The following is a 21,188-nucleotide window of genomic DNA, read 5'->3' as shown; positions in this document are numbered from 1 at the left end:
CGGGCGGCCAGGCCGGAGCTCCGCGACGCCTCAGCGCACCGCCACCGTCGCGCGGTCGCGGCCGGTGAGGTCGCGCTGCGTGGTCGCTCCGCGCCAGCCGTCGGCGGTGAGCAGGGCGCGGATCTCGGAGCCCTGCAGCTCGCCGTGCTCCATCACCAGCACTCCCCCGGAGCGGAGCAGGCGGAGGGCGGTCGCCGAGAGCGAGCGGACGACGTCCAGGCCGTCCTCGCCGCCGTAGAGCGCCGAGGGCGGGTCGAACAGGCGCACCTCCGGGTCGCGCGGGACGGCGGCGGCCGGGATGTAGGGCGGGTTGGAGACGACGACGGAGACGGTGCCGTCCAGCTCGGGAAGTGCCCGGGCGAGGTCGTCGAAGACGATGCGGGCGTTCTCGAGCCCGAGCCGCTCGCGGTTGCCGCGGGCCCAGATGAACGCCTCGGGAGCGTTCTCCACGCCGATCACGCGCGCGTGCGGCACCTCGTGCGCAAGCGCGAGCGCCAGGGCTCCGCTGCCCGTGCCGAGGTCGACGGCGATCGGCTCCGGATCGACGACCGCTCGGAGCGCGTCGATCGCGATCTGCGCGACGCCCTCGGTCTCGGGTCGCGGGACGAACACGCCGGGTCCGACCGCGAGCTCGAGCGAGCGGAACGGTGCGATCCCGGTGATGTGCTGCAGGGGCTCGCGAGCCGACCGGCGCTCGATCGCGCTCGCGAACGCCGCGGCGTGCTCCTCGTCGACGCTCAACCCCGTGATGAGGCGCGCCTGCAGCCGGCCGCGGCCGAGCCCGAGCAGGTGCCCGAGAAGCAGCTCCGCATCGACGTCCGGCGTGGGGACGCGGGCGGCGGCGAGGCGGGCGACCGCGTCCGCGAGGAGGGTGCGCGCGTCGACACCGGTGGTCACGAGGGTCACGCCTCCTCGGAGCCGATGTCGGCCAGGCGGGCCTCCTCGTCGGCCTGGATGGCGCTCTCCACCACCGGGTCGAGCGCGCCGTTCATCACGCCGTCGAGGTTGTACGCCTTGTAGCCGGTGCGGTGGTCGGCGATGCGGTTCTCGGGGAAGTTGTAGGTCCGGATGCGCTCGGAGCGGTCCATCGTGCGGATCTGCGTCTTGCGCGCGTCCGAGGCCGCCGCGGCGATCTCCTCCTGCTGGCGGGCCAGGATGCGGGCGCGCAGCACGCGCATGCCCGCTTCGCGGTTCTGCAGCTGGCTCTTCTCGTTCTGCATCGACACGACGATGCCGGTCGGGAGGTGGGTGATCCGCACGGCGGAGTCGGTCGTGTTGACGGACTGCCCGCCGGGACCGGAGGAGCGGTAGACGTCGATCTTCAGGTCGTTCTGGTTGATCGCGACCTCCTCGGGCGCGTCCACCTCGGGGAACACGAGCACGCCCGTGGTCGAGGTGTGGATCCGCCCCTGCGACTCGGTCACGGGGACGCGCTGCACCCGGTGCACGCCGCCCTCGTACTTGAGGTGCGCCCACACGCCCTGCGAGGGATCGGTGGCGTTGCTCTTGATCGCGACCTGCACGTTCTTGTAGCCGCCGAGGTCGGACTCGTCGCGGTCGAGGATCTCCGTCTTCCAGCCCTTCGCCTCGGCGTAGTGCAGGTACATCCGGAGGAGGTCGGCCGCGAACAGCGCGCTCTCGGCTCCGCCCTCGCCGCCCTTGATCTCCATGATGACGTCGCGGCCGTCGTCGGGGTCGCGCGGGATGAGCAGGCGCCGCAGCTTCTCCTGCGCCACCCGCAGCGACTCCTCCAGCTCGGGGACCTCCTCCGCGAAGGCCTCGTCCTCGCGGGCGAGCTCGCGCGCGGCCTCGAGGTCCTCGCCGGCCTGGATCCAGGCGGAGTGGGCCGCCTTGATCTGGCTCAGCTCCGCGTAGCGCCGGTTGACCTTCTTGGCGCGGGCGGCATCGGCGTGGAGTGCCGGGTCGGAGAGCTGCGTCTGCAGGTCCTCGTGCTCGGCGAGGAGGACGCTGACGGATTCGAACATGGGGTCCTGGCTTCCGGAGGTGGTCGGGGTCGGGCTCATCGCCCGGGGACGCGAAAACGTCCGCGGCCGCCCCCGGTGACAGGGGCGACCGCGGACGTCGGGGCGCTAGTGGTGGCCGTTGCCGTGGCCGGCGGTGGCCGGGCCGACGGCCGACTTCGAGACCTGCATGAGGAACTCGACGTTGGACGAGGTCTCCTTCAGGCGCGACAGGATGATCTCGAGCGCCTGCTGCTGGTCGAGCCCGGCGAGGGCGCGGCGCAGCTTCCAGGTGATCTTGACCTCGTCGGCGCTGAGCAGCATCTCCTCGCGGCGCGTGCCGGAGGCGTTCACGTCGACGGCGGGGAAGATCCGCTTGTCGGCGAGGTGACGGGAGAGGCGGAGCTCCATGTTGCCGGTGCCCTTGAACTCCTCGAAGATCACCTCGTCCATCTTCGAGCCGGTCTCGATGAGCGCCGTCGCGAGGATGGTGAGCGAGCCGCCGTTCTCGATGTTGCGCGCCGCGCCGAAGAACTTCTTCGGCGGGTACAGCGCCGAGGCGTCCACGCCGCCCGAGAGCACGCGGCCCGAGGGAGGAGCGGTCACGTTGTAGGCGCGGCCGAGACGGGTGATGGAGTCGAGCAGCACGACCACGTCGTGGCCCAGCTCGACCAGGCGCTTGGCGCGCTCGATCGCGAGCTCGGCGACGGTCGTGTGGTCCTCGGCCGGGCGGTCGAAGGTGGAGGCGACGACCTCGCCGCGCACGGTGCGCTGCATGTCGGTGACCTCCTCCGGACGCTCGTCGACCAGGACGACCATCAGGTGGACCTCCGGGTTGTTCTGCACGATCGCATTGGCGATCTGCTGCAGGACGATGGTCTTGCCTGCCTTGGGCGGCGCGACGATCAGGCCGCGCTGTCCCTTGCCGATCGGGGCGACCAGGTCGATGATCCGCTGGGTCAGCTTGCCGGGCTCGGTCTCGAGGCGCAGGCGCTCGGTCGGGTAGAGCGGCGTGAGCTTCTGGAACTCGACGCGCGCAGCGGCCTCCTCGACGGTCTGGCCGTTGATCGAGTCGACGCGGACGATCGCGTTGTACTTCTGGCGGCCGCCGCCCTCGCCCTCGCGGGGCTGGCGGATGGCGCCGACGACCGCGTCGCCCTTGCGCAGGTTGTACTTCTTGACCTGGCCGAGGGAGACGTAGACGTCGCTGACGCCGGGCAGGTACCCGGTGGTGCGCACGAAGGCGTAGTTGTCGAGGACGTCGAGGATGCCGGCGACCGGGATGAGGACGTCGTCCTCGCCGATCTCGGGCTCGAAGTCGTCGCCGATCGCTCCGCCGCGGCGCTTGCGGTCGCGGTAGCGGCTGCGGCGGCCGTCCTCGCCCTCGGCCTGCTGGCCGTTCTGGGGCTGTCCGGAGCCGTTCTGCTGAGGAGCCTGCTGGCCCTCGGACTGCGCGGCGCCGCGCGCGCCTTGGCCGTTCTGCGGCTGGGACTGCGCGGCGGGGCTCTGCTGAGCGTCGTTCTGGCGGTCGTCCCCGCGGTTGCGGTTCCGGTTGCGTCGGTTGCGGCCGCGGCCGGTGCCCTGCTGGTCGCCGTTCTGCTGCTGGTCTCCGCCCTGCTGCTCCTGCTGGTCGCCGGAGTCGGAGGAGTCGGCGTCGTTCTCGGCGGGCGCCTGCTCGGCCTGCTCGCTCTGCTCGGAGGCGCCCCCGCGGCTGCGGCGGCGTCCGCGGCGCTCGCGCTGGCCGCCCTCGCGGGAGGAGTCGTCCGACTCCGGCCCGTTGGGCAGCTCGATGTCGATGACGGGCTTCGCGGCCTGGTCGGCGTCGCGGTCCTGCTCGATGACGGGGAGGTCGGGGATCAGCGACTCGACGCCGGTCCCGCCGGGGATGTTGAGGTGCTCGCCGGCGGCGACGGTGCCGCTGGAGGCGCGGCGCGAGCTGCGTCGGCGGGGCGCTCGCTCGGCGGGCTCGGCGACCGGCTCGGCCGCCGCGGGGAGCTCGAGCTCGACGGGGGCCGACTCGGCGGCCGTCGCGGAGGGCTCGTCGACGGTGGGCGCGGCCTGCTCGAGGACGTCGGCCGTGTCGGCCTCGGTGCTCTCGACGGGCGTCGGCAGCTCCGCCGGCACCTCGGGCTGCGGAGCGGACTGCTCGGCCACATCGGCCGGCTCGGCCTCGACGCCGGTGGCGTCGACGTCCGGGGCGACCGCTGCGTCGTCCGGAGCGACCGCGTCGGCGATCGCGGCGGGCGCGTCCTCGGCGGAGGCGGCGCGCAGGTCCGAGATGGCCTGGACCAGCTCGCCCTTGCGGAGCTTGGAGGCGCCGCCGAGGCCGAGCCGCGTCGCGAGAGCCTGGAGCTCGGCGACGCGCAGACCGGAGAGGTCGGCGGTGAGGTCCACGGTCGAGCCGTGGGTGTTGACGTCTGTCACTGGAGAGGGTTCCTTCCCCCCGGGAACGAGTGCTCACCGGGAGAGCTCATCGACCGTGCGGTGCCATCGCGTGTTCTGATCCACGCGATGCTCTCGGCCGCCGGGACCGACTGCCGCAGAGAGCGAGGAGAGGGCCCGGAGACCAGGCGCCGGTCTGCAAGAGGAGCAGGGGCGCCCTTCACACGATGTGATGGCCGTGGTTGTCGGGACGATCCGTCGGACAGATTCCGCTCGTTACGCGGTTCCTCGGGATGCGGTCCCCACTGTAGCACCCTTGAAGTCGACGGCCAGCATGTGCGCGCGCCACGGCGTGGGGGCCTCCCGCTCCACCAGATCCGCGGCGGCGAGGCGCTGGGCGGGGTCGCTGCAGAGCACCAGGACGCTCGGTCCGGCACCCGAGACGACGGCGGCGTAGCCGTTCGAGCGCAGCAGCGCGATCAGCGCTGAGGTCTCGGGCATGGCGGCCGCGCGGTAGTTCTGGTGCAGCTTGTCCTCGGTCGCCGCGAACAGCAGCTCCGGGCTCTGGATGAGGGCGGCGATCAGGAGAGAGGAGCGCGAGACGTTGAACACCGCGTCCTCGTGCGGCACGCTCTGCGGCTGCAGCGAGCGGGCCAGCCGCGTCGACATGGTGTGCTCGGGCACGAAGACGACCGGGGACACGCCGCGGTGGACCATGAGCTTCTTCGAGCGCGGGCGCAGCGGCGAGTCGTCGGCGCCGGAGGCGTGCGGCTCGACCCAGGCGATGGTGAGGCCGCCGAACAGCGCGGGCGCCACGTTGTCGGGGTGCCCCTCCATCTCGGTGGCGATGCGGAGGAGGTCGTCCGAGTCGAGCTCGACGACGCCCTCGAGCAGGCCCTTCGCGGCCATGATGCCGGAGACGATCGCGGCGCCGGACGAGCCCATCCCGCGGCCGTGCGGGATGATGTTGCGCGCGATCACCTCGATGCCGGGCATCTCCTGCCGCTGGTCGGCGAACGTGTACGCGATGGCCTGCACGACGAGGTTCGTCTCGTCGGTCGCCACCTCGCCCTCGCCGACTCCGTGCACGGTGACCCGCGCACCCGTGGCCGCGACGGCCGTCACGTCGAGCTCGTCGTAGAACGAGAGCGCCAGGCCGAGCGTGTCGAAGCCGGGGCCCAGGTTCGCCGAGGTGGCGGGGACCTTGACGTGGACGGTGCGGCCGACGGGAACCGCCGAGGTCATGCGCCGGCCAGCCCCAGCACGTCGGCGATCGCGGCGGTGTCGACCGGGACGACGGTCGGCGTGATGTCCGCGCCGTCGGCCGTGCGGAGCGCCCACTGCGGGTCCTTGAGCCCGTGGCCGGTGACCGTCAGGACGATGGTGGCGTCCTTCGGGATCGCTCCGGCCTCGGCGCGCTCGAGGAGCCCCGCGACGCTGATCGCCGACGCCGGCTCGACGAAGACGCCGACCTCGCCCGCGAGGATGCGGTACGCCTCGAGGATCTTCTCGTCGCTGATCGCGCCGAAGTAGCCGTCGCTGACGGTGCGCGCGTTCAGGGCGAGCTCCCACGAGGCCGGGTTGCCGATCCGGATCGCGCTGGCGATCGTCTCGGGGTGGCGGACCGGGGCGCCGTGCACGATCGGAGCCGAGCCCTCGGCCTGGAAGCCGAACATGCGCGGGAGGCGGGTCGACTCGCCGCGCTCGAGCTCCTCCGAGTAGCCGCGGAAGTACGCGGTGTAGTTGCCCGCGTTGCCGACCGGGACGATGTGGAAGTCCGGCGCGTCACCCAGCACCTCGACGACCTCGAAGGCCGCGGTCTTCTGGCCGGCGATGCGATCCGGGTTCACCGAGTTGACCAGGTGGACCGGGTAGTTCTTCGCGAGGTCGCGGGCGATGTCGAGGCAGTCGTCGAAGTTGCCCTGCACCTGCAGCAGCTGCGCGTTGTGCGCGATCGCCTGGCTGAGCTTGCCCAGGGCGATCTTGCCCTCCGGCACCAGGACGGCCGCGGTGATGCCGGCGTGCGTCGCGTAGGCGGCGGCCGACGCGGAGGTGTTGCCGGTCGAGGCGCAGATGACGGCCTTCGCGCCGTGCTCGACGGCCTTCGAGATCGCCATGGTCATGCCGCGGTCCTTGAAGGAGCCGGTCGGGTTCATGCCCTCGTACTTGACCCACACCTTCGCGCCCGTGCGCGCCGAGAGCGCCGCCGCGGGGATGAGCGGCGTGCCGCCCTCGCCGAGAGTGATGACCGGGGTCGCCTCGGTGACATCGAGGCGGTCCGCGTACTCGTGCAGGACTCCGCGCCACTGCTTGGCCATCTCAGGCTCCTTCAACTCGTAGAACGGACGTCACGGCGCCGACGAAACCATGCGAATGGAGGGCGGTGACGGTGGCCGCCAGATCGGATTCCGCCGCGGCGTGCGTGCCGATGACCAGGGTAGCGGTCGGCTCGCGCCGCTCCGCACCGCCCTGCTCCTCCAGCGGGTCGGCGCCGGGCGGGGTCTGCACCAGGGTCTCGACCGAGACGCCGTGGTCGGCGAAGACGCCCGCGATCTGCGCGAGCACGCCGGGGCGGTCGAGCACCTCGAGGGTGACCTGGTAGCGGGTGGTGACGTGGCCGATCGGGAGGACCGCGAGCCCGGAGCTCGCGCTGGTCACCAGGCCGGGGCCGCCGACGACGTGGCGGCGGGCGGCCGAGACGACGTCGCCGAGGACGGCGGAGGCCGTCTCGATCCCGCCGGCGCCGGCGCCGTAGAACATCAGGTCGCCGGCCGCCTCCGCCTCGACGAAGACCGCGTTGTTGGCCCCGTGCACGGCCGCGAGCGGGTGGGAGCGGTGCACGAGCGCGGGGTAGACCCGCGCGGACACGCCCTCCACGCCGGTCTTGGCGTCGGTCAGCCGCTCGCAGATCGCGAGCAGCTTGATCACGTAGCCGGAGTCGCGGGCCTGGTCGACCTGCGCCTTCGTGATGCCGGTGATGCCCTCGCGGTGCACCAGGGTGACCGGGACGTCGGTGTGGAACGCGAGGCGGGCGAGGATCGCCGCCTTCTGCGCCGCGTCGTAGCCCTCGATGTCGGCGGTCGGATCGGACTCGGCGTAGCCGAGCTCGGTCGCGCGGGCGAGCGCGTCCTCGAGGCTCGCGTGCTCGGTGTCCATCCGGTCGAGGATGTAGTTGGTCGTGCCGTTGACGATGCCGAGGATGCGGTGGACCCGGTCGCCGGCGAGGCTGTCGCGCAGCGGCCGGATGATCGGGATCGCGCCGGCGACGGCCGCCTCGTAGTTGAGCTGGGCGCCCACCTGGTCGGCGGCCTCGAAGAGCTCGTTGCCGTGGGCGGCGAGCAGAGCCTTGTTGGCCGTGATCACGTCCGCGCCCGACGAGATCGCCGTGAGGATGTGGCTGCGGGCGGGCTCGAGCCCGCCGATCAGCTCGACCACGATGTCGGCGCCCAGGATCAGCGACTCGGCGTCGGTGGTCAGGAGGTGCTTCGGGATGTCGGCGGTGCGGGGCGCGTCCACGTCCCTGACGGCCACGCCTACGAGCTCCAGCGGCGCCCCCACGCGCTGGGCGAGCTCGTCGCCGTGGTCGAGCAGGAGGCGCGCCACCTGGGCACCGACGGACCCGGCACCCAGCAGGGCGACGCGGAGGCTGCGGTACTCGATCATCGGGAGGTGGCCTTTCGTTCGATGCCGGCGTCGCGGCGGAGGAGGTCCTCCTCGGTCTCGCCGCGCACGAGGACGCGCGAGCGCCCGTCGCGGACGGCGACCACCGGGGGGCGCCCGAGGTAGTTGTAGTTGCTGGCGAGCGACCAGCAGTAGGCGCCGGTCGCGGCGACGGCGAGCAGGTCGCCCGGCCGCACGTCCGCGGGCAGGAAGTCGTCGTGGACGACGATGTCGCCCGACTCGCAGTGCTTCCCGGCCACCCGCACGAGGGCGGGCTCGGCCGAGGAGGAGCGGTCGGCGATCCGCGCCGTGTAGTCGGCGCCGTAGAGCGCCGGACGGGCGTTGTCGCTCATGCCGCCGTCGACGCTGACGTAGCGGCGGACCGCGGTCGAGCCCTCGGAGCCGACCGTCACGTCCTTCACGGTGCCCACCTCGTAGAGGGTGACGCCGGCGGGCCCGATCAGCGAGCGGCCGGGCTCGATCGCGATGTGCGGCACCGGGACGCCGCGGGCGGCGCACTGCTCGGCCACCGCGTCGGCGACGGCGGCCGCGATCTCGGCGATCGGCGTCGGGTCATCGGCGCTGGTGTAGGCGATGCCGAAGCCGCCGCCGAGGTTGAGCTCCGGCACGGGGCCGTCCGCGAGCAGAGCCGCGTGGACGTCGAGCAGGCGCGACGCCGACTCCGCGAACCCGGCGGAGCCGAAGATCTGGGATCCGATGTGGCAGTGCAGCCCGAGGAACCGCAGGGAGGAGAAGGAGCGGATGCGGGCGACCGCGGCCGGGCAGTCGGCGAGTGCGAGGCCGAACTTCTGGTCCTCGTGCGCCGTGGCGAGGAACTCGTGGGTGTGCGCGTGCACTCCGCTGTTGACCCGGAGGCGCACCGCCTGCACGCGGCCGTGCCGCTCGGCCGCGGCTGCGACGCGCTCGATCTCGACGAGGCTGTCGAGCACGATCGTGCCCGCGCCCACCTCGACGGCCCGGTCGATCTCGCGGAGCGACTTGTTGTTGCCGTGGAGGCCGAAGCGCTCGGGCTCGATCCCGGCGGCGAGGGCCACCGCCATTTCGCCGCCGCTGGAGAGGTCGAGGTTCAGGCCCTCGTCGCGCATCCAGCGGGCGACCTCGGTCGAGAGGAACGCCTTGCCCGCGTAGTAGACCGTGACGCCGGTGCCGATGCGGCCGAGCTCGCGAGCGAAGACCTCGCGCATCTCGACGGCCCGGCGGCGGGCGTCGGCCTCGTCCACCACGTAGAGAGGAGTGCCGTGCTCGCGCACCAGCTCGGCGACGGGCACTCCGGCGATCCGGATCCCGCCGTCCTCGCCGCGCTCGGCGCTGTCCGGCCACACGCCGTCGGCCAGGGCGTTCGGGTCGGCGGGCGTGTGCAGCCACTCAGGCGCGAGCGGATGCCGGGGGGCGCGGGCGCGGGCGTCGACGGTGTCCACGGGTGAGACCTCACAGGAGAGAGTGGGAGCGTCACTGCGGGGCGAGCGGGTCCGGATTGACCCCTGAAGCCAGCGATGTCAGTGTTCGGCCCGCGGAAGACGCCGGCACAGGGCTCCGATCCTACCGGTCCGGGGCGGCGGCGCCGCGCGGGCTCAGGCGCAGGTGCCCGGTTCCTGCTCCGCGGGGTCGCTGAGGAACGTCGGAGAGAGCGCGAAGCTCGCGTTCAGCGACTCGTCGGCGACCTCGACTCCGGTCAGCGTCAGTCCGCGCGGCACCGAGTCCGCGATGCACACGGAGGACGGAGCGAGCAGGTCGCCGGAGACGGCGCCGAAGCGGTCGCGGAAGTCGGTCGCCGAGAAGGTCGCACCGGCGGCGGAGACCTCGGCCGGGGTCAGCCGGATGGCGCCGTCCACGGCGGCGAGCTCCATCCCCACGCCCGCGCCGAGCCGGAGACCCAGCACCTCGACGGAGGCGGTCACGCGCACGAGCGGAGCGTCCAGGGTCACCTCGTCGACAGGAACGGTGCTGCGCTCGGTGACGAGCCGCGACACCGAGGCCGCGTCGATCGCGACCGTCGTGCTGCCGGACTCGACCGCTCCGACGCCGCTCACCGGCACCCCGATCAGGGTCGCGGCGACGTCGCCGTCGAGCTCGCCGAACGTCACGTCCGAGCTGCGCAGGTCGAGCCGGTCCAGCCGCCCCGAGACGAGCTGCGGGAGCACGGCCCAGCCCGCGACGTCGACGTCCACCGCCCGGTCCGCGGGCAGTGCGAGCGCCTCGCGGAGGCTCGCGGCGGCGCGGTCCGCGACGGCGCGGCGGGCGAGCGAGTCACCCACCACCGCCGCGACCACGAGCAGCACCAGCACCACGACGACCACCACGGCCGCGCGTCCCCCGCGCCGGCGCCGCGGCGCCGCCCCCGACGCGCTCACATCCGGTCCGGGGCCGTGACGCCCAGCAGGGAGAGCCCGTTGCGGAGCACCTGCCCGGTCGCCTCGTTCAGGCGCAGCCGGGTCGAGTGCACGGCCTCGACCGGGTCCTCGCCCTGCGGCACGACCCGGCAGTTGTCGTACCAGCGGTGGTAGAGGCCGGCGACCTCCTCGAGATACCTCGCGACGCGGTGCGGCTCGCGCAGCTCCGCGGCGTGCGCCACGATGCGCGGGAACTCCTGCAGGCCGCCGAGCAGCGCCGACTCGGTCGGATGCACCAGCGTCTCGGGCGCGAACGGCTCGACGGGGACGCCCGACGCCGCGGCCTTCGCCGCGACCTGGCGGGTGCGCGCGTGGGCGTACTGCACGTAGTAGACGGGGTTGTCGTTGCTCCGCTTGGTCAGCAGGTCGAGGTCGATGTCGAGGGTCGAGTCGGCCGAGGAGCGCACCAGCGAGTAGCGCGCGGCGTCCACGCCGACGGCCTCCGTGAGGTCCTCCATCGTGACGACGGTCCCCGCCCGCTTGGACATCCGGACCGCCTCGCCGTCGCGGAGCAGGTTGACCAGCTGGCCGATCAGGATCTCGAGGTTCACGCCCGGGGTGTCGCCGAACGCCGCGCACATCGCCATCATCCGGCCGATGTAGCCGTGGTGGTCGGCGCCGAGCATGATGATCGCCCGATCGAAGCCGCGCTCGCGCTTGTCGAGGTAGTAGGCGAGGTCGCCCGCGATGTAGGCCGCCTCCCCGTCGCTCTTGATGATGACGCGGTCGCGATCATCGCCGAACGACGTGGTCCGCAGCCAGGTGGCGCCGTCGGCCTCGAAGATGTGCCCGAGCTCGCGGAGGCGCTCGATCGCGCGGTCGACGGCGCGCGACTCGTGCAGGGAGTTCTCGTGGAAGTACACGTCGAAGTCGACGCCGAACTCGTGCAGGCTCTGCTTGATCTCGCCGAACATCAGCTCGACGCCGATCGAGCGGAAGGTCTCGGCGAGCTCCTCCTCGGGCAGGACGGCGAGGTCGCCCGGGTAGGCGGCCGCGACGCGCTCGGCGATGTCGCCGATGTAGGCGCCGCCGTAGCCGTCCTCCGGGGTCGGCTCGCCGCGGTGGGCGGCGAGGAGGCTCCGCGTGAAGCGGTCGATCTGCGCGCCGTGGTCGTTGAAGTAGTACTCGCGGGTCACCTCGGCGCCCTGCGAGAGGAGCATCCGGGCCAGGCTGTCGCCGACCGCCGCCCAGCGCGTCCCGCCGATGTGGATGGGGCCGGTGGGGTTGGCGGAGACGAACTCGAGGTTCATCCGGACGCCGGCGTAGGCGGACCCGGTGCCGTAGGCCTCGCCCGCCTCGACGATCGCGCCGGCAAGTGCGCCCGCGGCCGCGGCCTCGAGCCGGACGTTGAGGAAGCCGGGACCGGCGACCTCGACGGTGGCGACGCCCTCGACCGCGCCCAGCCCCTCGGCCAGCTCGGCGGCGAGTTCGCGCGGGTTCGCGCCGACCCGCTTCGCGAGCTTCATCGCGATGTTCGAGGCCCAGTCGCCGTGGTCGCGGTTCTTCGGGCGCTCCAGCACGACGTCCGAGAGCTCGACGCCCGCATCGCTCCCCCGTCGCTGCACGGCGTCGAGGACGAGGGCGTGCAGGGAGGCGGCGAGCTGTTCGGGAGTCACGGGGAGCGATTCTACCGGCCGCCGCGCCCGCGCCCCCCGTCCCTCCTGCACCGCGGGGCCGCTCGGCAGGGCGGCGTTGCTAGGGTGCGACGCATGCGCCGTCCCGCCGCCCTCCTCCTCGTCGCCCTCGCCGCGGCGGCCCTCTCCGGCTGCTCCCCCGCGGCCGACCCGGAGCCGAGCGCGAGCGGCGCCGTCAGCGGCACGCCGATCCCCCTCGCCTGCGAGCAGCTGGTCCCGGCCTCGGCGCTCGCGGGCCTGTGGGGCGGATTCTCCCCGGAAGACGGCATCGGGACCACCGCCGTCTCCGAGGAGATCGCCCAGTACGACGGCCTGGTCTGCGGATGGTCCGACGATTCGGGCGCCGAGCTGCAGCTGGCCGTGGCCCACCTCGACCCCGCGGTGATCGAGGCGCTCAAGAACGAGTTCTTCACCACCAGCAAGGCCGTCCCCACCTACGGCAAGCCGCCGGAGATCGAGGGCTACTACCAGGTGGCCGAGGGGCGGGGCGTCGCGGACGCCTTCGTCGGCGAGTACTGGATCGAGGCGTCCAGCGCCTCCTTCGTCGAGCCGGGCGACCCCGAGCCGCTCGTGCGGTCGGCGATCGGCGTCCTCGCCGGCTGAGCCCCGGCGTCAGCCCAGGCGCACCGGCGAGACGTGGTCGTCGACGAGCGCCGCGTCGCAGTCGGCCTCCACGCTCATCCCGGTCAGGCGCAGGTCCGTCAGGTAGCTGCTGAGGAACGCGGTGTCCGCCGTGTCCCGGCCGGACGAGATGCGCAGCATCGACCCGCGCGGAGCCAGCCGGGTCGCGTCCACGACGTGCCAGGCGCCGCCCACCCAGGCCTCCGTGACCGCGTGGAAGTCCCGCGGCTCGAGGCCCGGCGCGTAGACCGCCGTCACCCGGGCGGGGATGTCGAGGGCGCGGAGCAGCCCGGCGACCGTGTGCGCGAAGTCCCGGCACACGCCCTGGCCGCTCTCGATGACCTGCGCCGCTCCCCCGGTGCCGACCGTCGACCCGTAGACGTACGACAGGTGGCCGTGCACCCATTCCTCGACGGCCGCCAGCGCCTCGAAGCCCCGGGCCCGCCCGAACTCGCGCCGGGCGATCCCGCCGAGCACGTCCGCCTCGGCGTACCGGCTCGGCCGCAGGTACTCGACGAGCTCGAGCTCGCTCGGCTCGTCCGGAGCGCCGCGCCCGGCGACCCGCGCCCGGTACTCGACCCGCAGGTCGCCCTCGTTCCCCGCGACGCGGTGCACGCGGGCGCCGTGCCGCGCAGGGAACTCCCGCACCGGCACGTCCTGCCCGTCGAGCCGGACGGTGAAGGAGTCCTCGAACGAGTCGCCCGTGGGCGTCGCCGCCACCAGGAAGATCAGGTCGGTCGGGCCGTTCAGACGCAGATCCAGCGAGGCGGAGACAGTGCGCAGCATGGCTCCATCGTGGCATGCGCGAGGACCGCTCCCGGCGTCGGGGCCCGCCCCGCCCGGGTGCTAATGTGGTCAGGCACTCCTGGCCCCCATAGCTCAGGGGATAGAGCACTGCCCTCCGGAGGCAGGGGCGTAGGTTCGAATCCTACTGGGGGCACATCTGCGGTTTTCCGCTCTCCTTCCTCGCGCATGGGCGCTCAGCTCCGGTGCTCGACGCCCCTCGAGGCGCACCCCTCCATCACGGACCGAGCGGCGTCACCCGGTGGGCGACCGAGTCCGACCGTGGCGCTCCTCACCCGGCGCTCCGACACTCCCGAGACAGCACGAAGGCCCGCGATCGTCGATCACGGGCCTTCGGAACGTTCACCACCGGCACTCGGCCGGTCGGGCTCACTCGTAGAGGTGGAAGGTGCCGGCGCAGTCGGCCGAGCAGAAGCCGTCGCGGCGACGGGCCGAGGCCGCTCCGCATGCTTCGCAGCGGCGGCGTCCGAGCATCCGCGAGATCAGGCTCTGAGGCGCCGACGCGACCACCGAGACCGGGGTGTCGGGGCGCACGGGGGCTCCCGTGGTCGAATCGAGCTGGATCCCAGCGGTGTCGAGCGTGGCGCGGAGCATCCGTGTTCCTTCCGATCGGTGAACCATGTGCGAGCACTGTATTGCCAGTCCCTGAGATTCTGCGAAGGGCTTGACGCGGCTCGTGATCGAGAGTAGCCGAAATCGACACCTGTCGGTCAGTCCGGATCGACCCGGGGAACGACGAACAGCCGTGCCCCTTCCTGGCGGAGAGGGGCACGGCTGTTCGGGTGTCGGGGATCGGTGGGCGGACGACGCCGGAGCTCATGGGAGCGGGGCGTCGGGCCCGGAACGACCGGGAAGTGGGCCTAGTACGCGCCGCTGGTGCTCCGGGTGTCGACCGCCACCGTCGATGCGGGAACCGGGACCGGTCGCAGGGCGGGGAGCGAGGCGCTCCTGCCCGTGCGGAACGGCAGCAGGACGAGCATGACGGGGAGAAGGACGATCCACAGGAGGACTGACAGCGCGAGACGCGCCCAGATGGAAAGAATATTGAGCATGTTTGTGCCGCCTTCGGGTGACGGTAGAGGTGAACTTCGCGAACAGTATCATCGGGCCGACGGGGGGAGAAGAGTAGAATTGCGCCATTGATCGCGCCTCTCCCGCCACGCCCCCCAGCGGTCTGTCATTCCTCATTCGTCGCCCAGCGCCGATCGGATGGGTCGATCCCGCATCCGATCGACACACGGCCCGCGCAGTGCGTCCTCCTGGGAGCCGGGCCGTAGGGTGAGCGCGTGAAGATCCTTGTCGTCGAAGACGATCCAGCCATGGGTGAGGCCCTCGTCGGCGGCCTCGAAGACGCCGGCTACGAGGCCGTGCTCACCACGAACGGCATCGACGCGCTCGTCGCGTTCAGCAACGCCGAGTTCTCGGCCGCCATCGTGGACGTCATGCTCCCGGCGATGTCGGGCTTCGAGATCTGCCGCCGGATCCGCGAGCTCGGCCGGCCCACGCCGATCATGCTGCTGACCGCGCGGGACGCGATCGAGGACCGCGTCTTCGGGCTCGACGCCGGAGCGGACGACTACCTGACCAAGCCGTTCGCGTTCACCGAGCTCAACGCGCGCCTCCGGGCCCTCCTGCGCCGCAGCCCGTCGCTGATGTCCACCTCGATCGACGTCGGACGCATCACCGTGGACGGATCGAGCATCCGGCGCACCGCCGACGGCTCGCGCATCCACGTCAGCCCGAAGGAGCTCGAGCTCCTCAAGCTCCTCATCACTCCCGTCGGCTCCGTCGTGACCCGCCAGCGGATCCTCTCCGAGATCTGGGGCGGCGGCGAGATCGTCGACAACAACATCGTCGACCAGTACGTCAGCTACCTGCGCAAGAAGCTCCCGACCGAGGACACGGGCGTCAGCATCGTGACCGTCCGCGGCAAGGGCTACTTCCTCCGCCCGGTCGAGTAGCCCGTGTCGCGGATGAGCACGGCACGCCGCAGGGTCGGCGCGCTCTCGATCCGCGCGAGGATCACCGTGGGAACGGTCGCTGTGGCGACCGCCCTCTTCGCGCTCGCGGCGCTGCTCTTCTACCAGGTGGTCACCGGCATCGTCGACCGCAGCGAGCGGACGATCCTGATGTCGATCGAGGACGAGGTGCGCCGCGACATCTCGGCGGGCAACGTCCCGCGCACGCAGGGCTCGTCGACGGGCCAGCTGTTCCTCGCCCTCGCTCCCGACGGGAGCGTCAGCACCTCGACCATGCCCTCGCGCCTGAGCGGCGAGGTGCTCAGCGCTCTGGCGGAGGAGCCCGCCGACACCTCGCCCCGGTACGCCGACGTGACGACGGCGAACGGCAGCTACCTGGTCCGCTTCACGGCCATCGAGAGCGATCGCGGCGTCTGGCAGGTCGCCTCCGCCCGCGATCAGGCCGCGTCGCAGCTCGTCCTCGACGACTTCGCCCACGTGCTCGTCTACGCCGCGATCTTCCTCGTCGTCACGTTCGGGCTCGCCTCGTGGATCCTGACGGGCGCGGCCCTCGCCCCGGTGCGCCGGATGCGGGCGCGCGCGGATCAGATCGCCGCCGAGCCCGGGCAGGGCGACCAGCTCCCGGTCGTCGGCACGCGCGACGAGATCGACGAGCTCGCGGTGACGCTGAACGCGTTCCTGACCAAGCAGACCGCGTCGCTGGCCCGGGAGAAGCAGATGGTGTCGGATGCGAGCCACGAGCTCCGCACTCCCCTCGCCGCGCTCTCCGCCCAGCTCGAGATCGCCCACCACCGCGTCGACGACCCGGTCGCGGTCGACCGGGTCATCCTCGACGCGCAGAAGAGCGTCGACCGGCTCGTGCGCCTCGCATCCGCCCTCCTCGACATCTCGCGCATCGAGAGCCGCACCGTCCGCCCGACCGCTCCCTTCGCCGAGCTCGTCGACGAGCTGGTGGGCGCCGTCGACCGCACCCGCCTGCTCGCCTCGGAGTCGGGGGTGGAGATCGACTACGAGATCGACGAGCGCGAGCCGGCGCGGCTCTACGCGGTCGCGTCCCAGGACTTCGGCCGGGTGATCGACAACCTCGTGAGGAACGCGATCCAGGCGATGAACGGCGGCGGCATGATCGTCGCCTCCCTCTCGCAGTCGGACGGGCGCCTGATGCTCAGCGTCTCGGACGACGGACCGGGGATGCCCGACGCCTTCATCCCGGTCGCCTTCGACCGCTTCTCCCGCCCGGACGACTCCCGCACCCTCGCCTCCGGCGGCAGCGGTCTGGGGCTGGCCCTGGTGCACACCACCGTGCTCTCGGCCGGCGGGACGGTCGCCCTGGTCAACCGCTCCCCCCGGGGTCTCGCGGTCGACATCGTCCTCCCGCCCGTCGGCTCCGCCTGAGCCGCCCCGCCCCCGGAACGACGAAGGCCCCCGGCGGACCGGGGGCCTTCGTGGAGGATCGTCAGCGCGGGTCGTCCTCGGGGCGGACGGGCTGCGGCTGCGGGTCGCCGACCGCGGCGGGCGGCGGAGCCCAGGCCGTCTGCGGCGCCTCCGCCGGGGAGGTGCCGCCGTCGAGCAGGTTGCGCGCGCGGTTGACCACCTCGGGGTCCACGAGCACGGAGTAGCTGGTCGCGATCACCTGCATGGTCGAGGTGAAGTCGCGACGGCGGCGGTTCACGGCGTAGGAGGCGAGCCCGAAGAGCATCCCGAAGCCGGCGCCGAGGAGGACCGCCGCGATGAGGAAGGAGAGCTCCGTCGTCGGCGAGAAGATGATGAGCAGGAGGCCCAGGAAGACGCCGAGCCAGGCGCCGGAGGCCGCTCCGGCGAGAGCGACGCGGCCCCAGGTGAGCTTGCCGGTCACCCGCTCGACGCTCTTGAGCTCGTTGCCGATGATGGCGAGCTGGCGCACCGGGAAGTCGGCGCGGGCGAGCACGTCGACGGCGGCCTGCGCCTCCTGGTACGTGTCGAACGTGGCGAGGATCTCCCCGCGCGGGATCGTGGGGAAGGCCGGCCCTCGGCCGCTGAACGGCGTCTGCTGAGTCACCCGGACAGAATCGCACAGGCCACTTGAAGATCTCTGAACGGATTCGGAGAACCGGCCGAGGGCGAGCCGGGAACGCTCGGCGTCCGCCCGGCTGCACGGGACTAGGTTTGTAGCCGTGAGTTCCGCCAGAGTCTTCGTCGCGCGCTTGGCCGGATGCAGTGTCTTCGACCCGGCCGGCGATCGCGTCGGCAAGGTCCGCGACGTGCTCCTGGTCTACCGGCAGAACGACGCCCCGCGGGTGGTCGGCCTGGTGGTCGAGATCCCCGGGCGCCGTCGCGTCTTCGTGTCGATCGGCCGGGTCACCAGCATCGGCAGCGGCCAGATCATCACCACCGGGCTGATCAACGTGCGCCGCTTCGAGCAGCGGGGCGGCGAGGTCCGCGTCATCGCCGAGCTCCTCGGCCGCCGGGTGAGCTTCGTGGACGGCTCCGGTGACGCGGTCGTCGAGGACGTCGCGATCGAGGAGGCCGCACCCGGCGAGTGGGAGCTCGCGCAGCTCTTCGTCCGCCGGCCCAAGACCAGCCCCTCCCCCTTCGCCAAGGGCGCGACCGCCTTCGCCGGCTGGCGCGAGGTCCGCGAGAGCGTCTCGACCGAGGCGCAGTCCGCCGAGCAGTACGTCGCCAGCCTCTCCGAGCTCAAGCCCGCCGACCTCGCCAGCACGCTCCTCGACCTGCCGCAACAGCGGATGCTCGAGGTCGCCGGCGAGCTCTCGGACGACCGCCTCGCGGACGTGCTCGAGGAGATGCCCGAGAGCGAGCAGGTCGAGATCCTCGGCCGGCTCGACGACGACCGCGCCGCCGACGTCCTCGACCAGATGCAGCCGGACGACGCGGCCGACCTGATCGCCCAGCTCTCGGAGGAGCGCGGCGAGGCGCTCCTGGAGCTGATGGAGCCCGAGGAGGCGGACGACGTCCGCATGCTCCTCACCTACGCTCCGGAGTCCGCCGGCGGTCTGATGACCACGGAGCCGATCATCGTCTCCTCCGAGGCGACCGTCGCCGAGGGTCTCGCCCTCATCCGCCGCCACGAGCTCGCCCCGGCCCTCGGCGCCGCCGTCTGCGTCACGCTGCCGCCCTACGAGCCGCCGACCGGCCGCTTCCTCGGCATGGTGCACTTCCAGCGAATGCTCCGCTACCCGCCGCACGAGCGCCTCGGCACCCTGCTCGACCAGAGCATGGACCCGATCACGCCCGAGACCTCGGCGGCCGAGGTCGCCCGGATCCTGGCCAGCTACAACCTCGTCTCGGTGCCCGTCGTCGACGCGTCCCACCGCCTCGTCGGCGTCGTGACCATCGACGACGTCCTCGACTACCTCCTCCCCGACGACTGGCGCAGCCACGGCGACGACGACGAACCGAGGAAGCCGGTGACGACGGCGACGCAGGGCGTACCGCTCGTGCCGCCGGCACCCGCGGCGACAGGCAGGACACGACGGGGACGGAGGGGCGCGCGTGGCTAGGGACACCAAGCAGGACCGGCGCCTGGACGCTCCCAAGGGCTTGCGCACCCGCGTCCTCTCGCGGCGGAACCGCCCGAGCAGCGACCGCTTCGGCCGCCTGACCGAGTCGTTTGCCCGCGGCATGGGCACGCCGTGGTTCCTGGTCGGCATGACGATCTTCTGCGTCTTCTGGCTGATGTTCAACACCTACGGGCCCGCGGACGCGCGCTTCGACTCGCAGGCCCTCGGCTTCACGGTGCTGACGCTGATCCTCTCGCTGCAGGCCTCCTACGCCGCGCCGCTGCTGCTGCTCGCGCAGAACCGCCAGGACGACCGCGACCGCGTCCAGATCGAGCAGGACCGGCAGCGGGCCGAGCGCAACCTCGCGGACACCGAGTACCTCGCGCGCGAGGTCGTGGCCCTGCGCCTGGCGATCCGCGACATGGCGAGCAAGGACTTCATCCGCTCGGAGCTGCGCGGACTGCTCGAGGAGCTCGAGAAGGATCGGGCGCAGGAGCCCGAGCGGCGCGATGCCTGACGTCGCCGCCATCGAGACCGCCGTCAGGACGGCGCTGGCCCGCGTCGTCGATCCGGAGATCCGGAAGCCCATCACCGAGCTCGACATGCTCGAGTCGGTCGAGGCGGCCGTCGACGGAGCGGTCCGCGTCACGATCCGACTGACCATCGTCGGCTGCCCGGCCGCCTCCGCGATCGAGCGTGACGTGCGCGAGGCCGCGGCATCGGCTCCCGGAGTCACGGCGGTCGACGTCGTGGTCGGAGTCATGACGTCGGCGCAGCGCACCGCCCTCACCGAGCGCCTCCAGGGCGGCCGCCGGAGCATGCCCTTCGGCCCGGACTCGCTCACCCGCGTGTACGCGGTCACCAGCGGCAAGGGCGGCGTCGGCAAGTCGACCGTCACCGCCAACCTCGCGGTCGCCCTCGCTCAGCGGGGTCTCGCGGTCGGCCTCGTGGACGCCGACGTGCACGGCTTCTCCATCCCCGGCCTGCTCGGCTTGATGCACGACGGGCGCGTCGCGGGGCCCACCCGCGTCGGCGAGCTGATGCTGCCGCCGGTGGCGTACGGCGTGAAGGTCATCTCGATCGGGATGTTCCTCGAGGGCGACACCCGCGGGGCGGCCGTCTCCTGGCGCGGGCCCATGCTGCACCGCACGATCTCCCAGTTCCTCACCGACGTGTACTTCGGCGACCTCGACGTGCTCCTGCTCGACCTGCCTCCCGGCACGGGGGACGTGGCGATCTCCATCGGGCAGCTGCTCCCGCATGCGGAGGTCCTCATCGTCACCACACCGCAGCCGGCGGCCGCCGACGTGGCCGAGCGCAGCGGCGCGCTCGCCCGCCAGTCGGGTCAGCGCATCGTCGGAGTGGTCGAGAACATGTCCGGACTCCCCCAGCCCGACGGCTCGGTGCTGGAGCTCTTCGGCAGCGGAGGCGGCGCCGAGGTCGCGCGTCGGCTCACCGCGGCGGGCGACGAGGTGCCGCTGCTCGCGTCGCTGCCGATCTCCGTCGCGCTGCGGGCGGGGGGCGATGAGGGCGTGCCCGTCGTCGTCGGCGATCCGGAGGATCCTGCTGCCCGGGCGATCGACGCCCTGGCGGCGACGCTCGCCGCGCGGCCGCGGGGACTGATCGGCCGTCGGCTTCCGCTCGCCGTCGGCTGACGCCTCCGCGCGGCTTGGTGCGGACGGCGTCGGTCGGGACGCCCGCCCGGCGCACCTCGCGGAGCAGGGCTCAGGTGGCCTCGGAGTCGATCGGCGGCGGCGCGACGCTCGAGAGCGTGCCGGACGAGACGGAGCGCTGCATCGTCGTGTAGTAGCTGTCCTGCGCGGAGCCGGTGCCGCCCGGCACGACCGGAGCGGCGACAGCGGTGGGCGGCTTCACGGTGGGGGCCGGATCGTCCTCGAGCAGGGCGTCGCGGATGATGCGGCGGGGATCATACTGGCGCGGGTCGAGCTTCTTCCAGTCGACGTCGTTGAACTCGTCGCCCATCTCGTCCTTGACGCGCTCCCGGGCCTGCGTGGCGAATCCGCGCACCTTGCGCACGAGCTGCCCGAGCTGGGCGGCGTAGTGCGGGAGGCGGTCGGGACCCAGCACGAAGACGGCGATGACCCCGATGATGAGGAGCTTGTCGAACGTCAGACCGAACACGAGGACAACACTAACCCGCCGCGCCTCCCTCGCGGAGCCCGCGCGCCACCGTACCCTGACGATGCCCGGGCGCGATCCGCCCGGTGCACCGATCAGA

20 protein-coding genes and 1 tRNA gene are annotated in these 21,188 nt (G+C 72.5%); 7 read left to right on the top strand and 14 right to left on the bottom strand.

The annotated features are described in order from the left end of the window. Nucleotides 1–30: 30 nt before the first annotated feature. The 9 genes from prmC to argS form a co-directional block, all read right to left on the bottom strand. Complete coding sequence (gene prmC / locus C5D36_RS00950; protein ID WP_104294993.1) at nucleotides 31–906, bottom strand: peptide chain release factor N(5)-glutamine methyltransferase; 876 nt, start codon at nucleotides 904–906, stop codon at nucleotides 31–33. After that, on the bottom strand, nucleotides 903–1,985 hold the full coding sequence (gene prfA, locus C5D36_RS00945) for a peptide chain release factor 1 (RefSeq protein WP_104232724.1): 1,083 nt from the start codon (nucleotides 1,983–1,985) through the stop codon (nucleotides 903–905). Before prfA ends, prmC begins: the two co-directional genes overlap by 4 nt. A 105-nt stretch (nucleotides 1,986–2,090) precedes the next feature. Further along, entirely contained in the window at nucleotides 2,091–4,385 is a 2,295-nt protein-coding gene (rho, locus tag C5D36_RS00940) for a transcription termination factor Rho (protein WP_104294992.1), read from the bottom strand. 234 nt (nucleotides 4,386–4,619) lie between these two features. After that, nucleotides 4,620–5,588 (bottom strand): homoserine kinase, encoded by a 969-nt coding sequence (gene thrB / locus C5D36_RS00935; RefSeq protein ID WP_104225562.1) that lies wholly within the window; start codon nucleotides 5,586–5,588, stop codon nucleotides 4,620–4,622. Next, nucleotides 5,585–6,661, bottom strand: coding sequence for a threonine synthase (gene thrC, locus C5D36_RS00930; RefSeq protein WP_104294991.1), 1,077 nt, complete (start codon nucleotides 6,659–6,661; stop codon nucleotides 5,585–5,587). The genes thrB and thrC overlap by 4 nt, the downstream gene beginning before the upstream one ends. A gap of 1 nt (nucleotide 6,662) precedes the next feature. Beyond that, complete coding sequence (locus C5D36_RS00925; RefSeq protein WP_104223002.1) at nucleotides 6,663–8,006, bottom strand: homoserine dehydrogenase; 1,344 nt, start codon at nucleotides 8,004–8,006, stop codon at nucleotides 6,663–6,665. Continuing rightward, nucleotides 8,003–9,442: a diaminopimelate decarboxylase gene (gene lysA, locus C5D36_RS00920; RefSeq protein ID WP_104255072.1), complete on the bottom strand. Its 1,440-nt coding sequence runs from the start codon at nucleotides 9,440–9,442 to the stop codon at nucleotides 8,003–8,005. Before lysA ends, C5D36_RS00925 begins: the two co-directional genes overlap by 4 nt. A 153-nt stretch (nucleotides 9,443–9,595) precedes the next feature. Beyond that, on the bottom strand, nucleotides 9,596–10,324 hold the full coding sequence (locus C5D36_RS00915; RefSeq protein ID WP_104262485.1) for an LmeA family phospholipid-binding protein: 729 nt from the start codon (nucleotides 10,322–10,324) through the stop codon (nucleotides 9,596–9,598). A 47-nt stretch (nucleotides 10,325–10,371) separates the two neighbouring features. Beyond that, on the bottom strand, nucleotides 10,372–12,030 hold the full coding sequence (gene argS, locus C5D36_RS00910) for an arginine--tRNA ligase (protein WP_104222999.1): 1,659 nt from the start codon (nucleotides 12,028–12,030) through the stop codon (nucleotides 10,372–10,374). Nucleotides 12,031–12,123: 93 nt separating this feature from the next. Between argS and C5D36_RS00905 the strand changes: the two genes are divergently transcribed. Then, a complete protein-coding gene (locus tag C5D36_RS00905; RefSeq protein ID WP_104294990.1) occupies nucleotides 12,124–12,651 on the top strand; it encodes a hypothetical protein in 528 nt (175 codons plus the stop codon). A gap of 9 nt (nucleotides 12,652–12,660) precedes the next feature. On the opposite strand, the gene C5D36_RS00900 is transcribed toward C5D36_RS00905, so the two are convergent. Then, nucleotides 12,661–13,455, bottom strand: a complete 795-nt coding sequence (locus C5D36_RS00900; RefSeq protein WP_104291533.1) for a transglutaminase family protein — start codon at nucleotides 13,453–13,455, stop codon at nucleotides 12,661–12,663. 82 nt (nucleotides 13,456–13,537) lie between these two features. On the opposite strand from C5D36_RS00900, the gene C5D36_RS00895 reads away from it, so the two are divergent. Further along, a tRNA-Arg gene (locus C5D36_RS00895) sits at nucleotides 13,538–13,609 on the top strand. A 233-nt stretch (nucleotides 13,610–13,842) separates the two neighbouring features. On the opposite strand, the gene C5D36_RS00890 is transcribed toward C5D36_RS00895, so the two are convergent. Further along, nucleotides 13,843–14,067, bottom strand: coding sequence for a hypothetical protein (locus C5D36_RS00890; protein WP_104249561.1), 225 nt, complete (start codon nucleotides 14,065–14,067; stop codon nucleotides 13,843–13,845). A 266-nt stretch (nucleotides 14,068–14,333) separates the two neighbouring features. After that, a complete protein-coding gene (locus C5D36_RS00885) occupies nucleotides 14,334–14,525 on the bottom strand; it encodes a hypothetical protein (protein WP_104294989.1) in 192 nt (63 codons plus the stop codon). 234 nt (nucleotides 14,526–14,759) lie between these two features. On the opposite strand from C5D36_RS00885, the gene C5D36_RS00880 reads away from it, so the two are divergent. Both C5D36_RS00880 and C5D36_RS00875 read left to right on the top strand, forming a co-directional pair. Continuing rightward, nucleotides 14,760–15,434 carry a response regulator transcription factor gene (locus tag C5D36_RS00880; protein ID WP_258059273.1) on the top strand — a complete coding sequence of 225 codons (675 nt, stop codon included), beginning with the start codon at nucleotides 14,760–14,762 and terminating at the stop codon, nucleotides 15,432–15,434. Between the two features lie 12 nt (nucleotides 15,435–15,446). Next, entirely contained in the window at nucleotides 15,447–16,847 is a 1,401-nt protein-coding gene (locus C5D36_RS00875; protein WP_146076469.1) for a cell wall metabolism sensor histidine kinase WalK, read from the top strand. A 61-nt stretch (nucleotides 16,848–16,908) separates the two neighbouring features. Here the strand turns inward: C5D36_RS00875 and C5D36_RS00870 are convergent, their stop codons facing one another. Continuing rightward, nucleotides 16,909–17,490: a general stress protein gene (locus tag C5D36_RS00870; RefSeq protein WP_258059272.1), complete on the bottom strand. Its 582-nt coding sequence runs from the start codon at nucleotides 17,488–17,490 to the stop codon at nucleotides 16,909–16,911. 115 nt (nucleotides 17,491–17,605) lie between these two features. Here C5D36_RS00870 and C5D36_RS00865 point away from each other — a divergent pair, with 115 nt between their 5' ends. The 3 genes from C5D36_RS00865 to C5D36_RS00855 are packed head-to-tail and all read left to right on the top strand — an operon-like array spanning nucleotide 17,606 to nucleotide 20,604. Beyond that, nucleotides 17,606–18,949 (top strand): magnesium transporter MgtE N-terminal domain-containing protein, encoded by a 1,344-nt coding sequence (locus tag C5D36_RS00865; RefSeq protein WP_104225554.1) that lies wholly within the window; start codon nucleotides 17,606–17,608, stop codon nucleotides 18,947–18,949. Beyond that, nucleotides 18,942–19,466 carry a DUF1003 domain-containing protein gene (locus C5D36_RS00860; RefSeq protein WP_104222991.1) on the top strand — a complete coding sequence of 175 codons (525 nt, stop codon included), beginning with the start codon at nucleotides 18,942–18,944 and terminating at the stop codon, nucleotides 19,464–19,466. Before C5D36_RS00865 ends, C5D36_RS00860 begins: the two co-directional genes overlap by 8 nt. Then, complete coding sequence (locus C5D36_RS00855) at nucleotides 19,459–20,604, top strand: Mrp/NBP35 family ATP-binding protein (protein ID WP_104291535.1); 1,146 nt, start codon at nucleotides 19,459–19,461, stop codon at nucleotides 20,602–20,604. Before C5D36_RS00860 ends, C5D36_RS00855 begins: the two co-directional genes overlap by 8 nt. Nucleotides 20,605–20,674: 70 nt before the next feature. Here C5D36_RS00855 and C5D36_RS00850 read toward each other — a convergent pair whose 3' ends face one another. Continuing rightward, a complete protein-coding gene (locus C5D36_RS00850; RefSeq protein WP_146076468.1) occupies nucleotides 20,675–21,091 on the bottom strand; it encodes a twin-arginine translocase TatA/TatE family subunit in 417 nt (138 codons plus the stop codon). Nucleotides 21,092–21,188 lie beyond the last annotated feature (97 nt).

It is taken from the genome of Rathayibacter sp. AY1C6 (genome assembly GCF_002931535.1).
Classification (GTDB): Bacteria; Actinomycetota; Actinomycetes; order Actinomycetales; family Microbacteriaceae; genus Rathayibacter.
The sequence above is the reverse complement of the archived record's forward strand: the minus strand, read 5'-3'. Positions and strand labels throughout refer to the sequence as shown.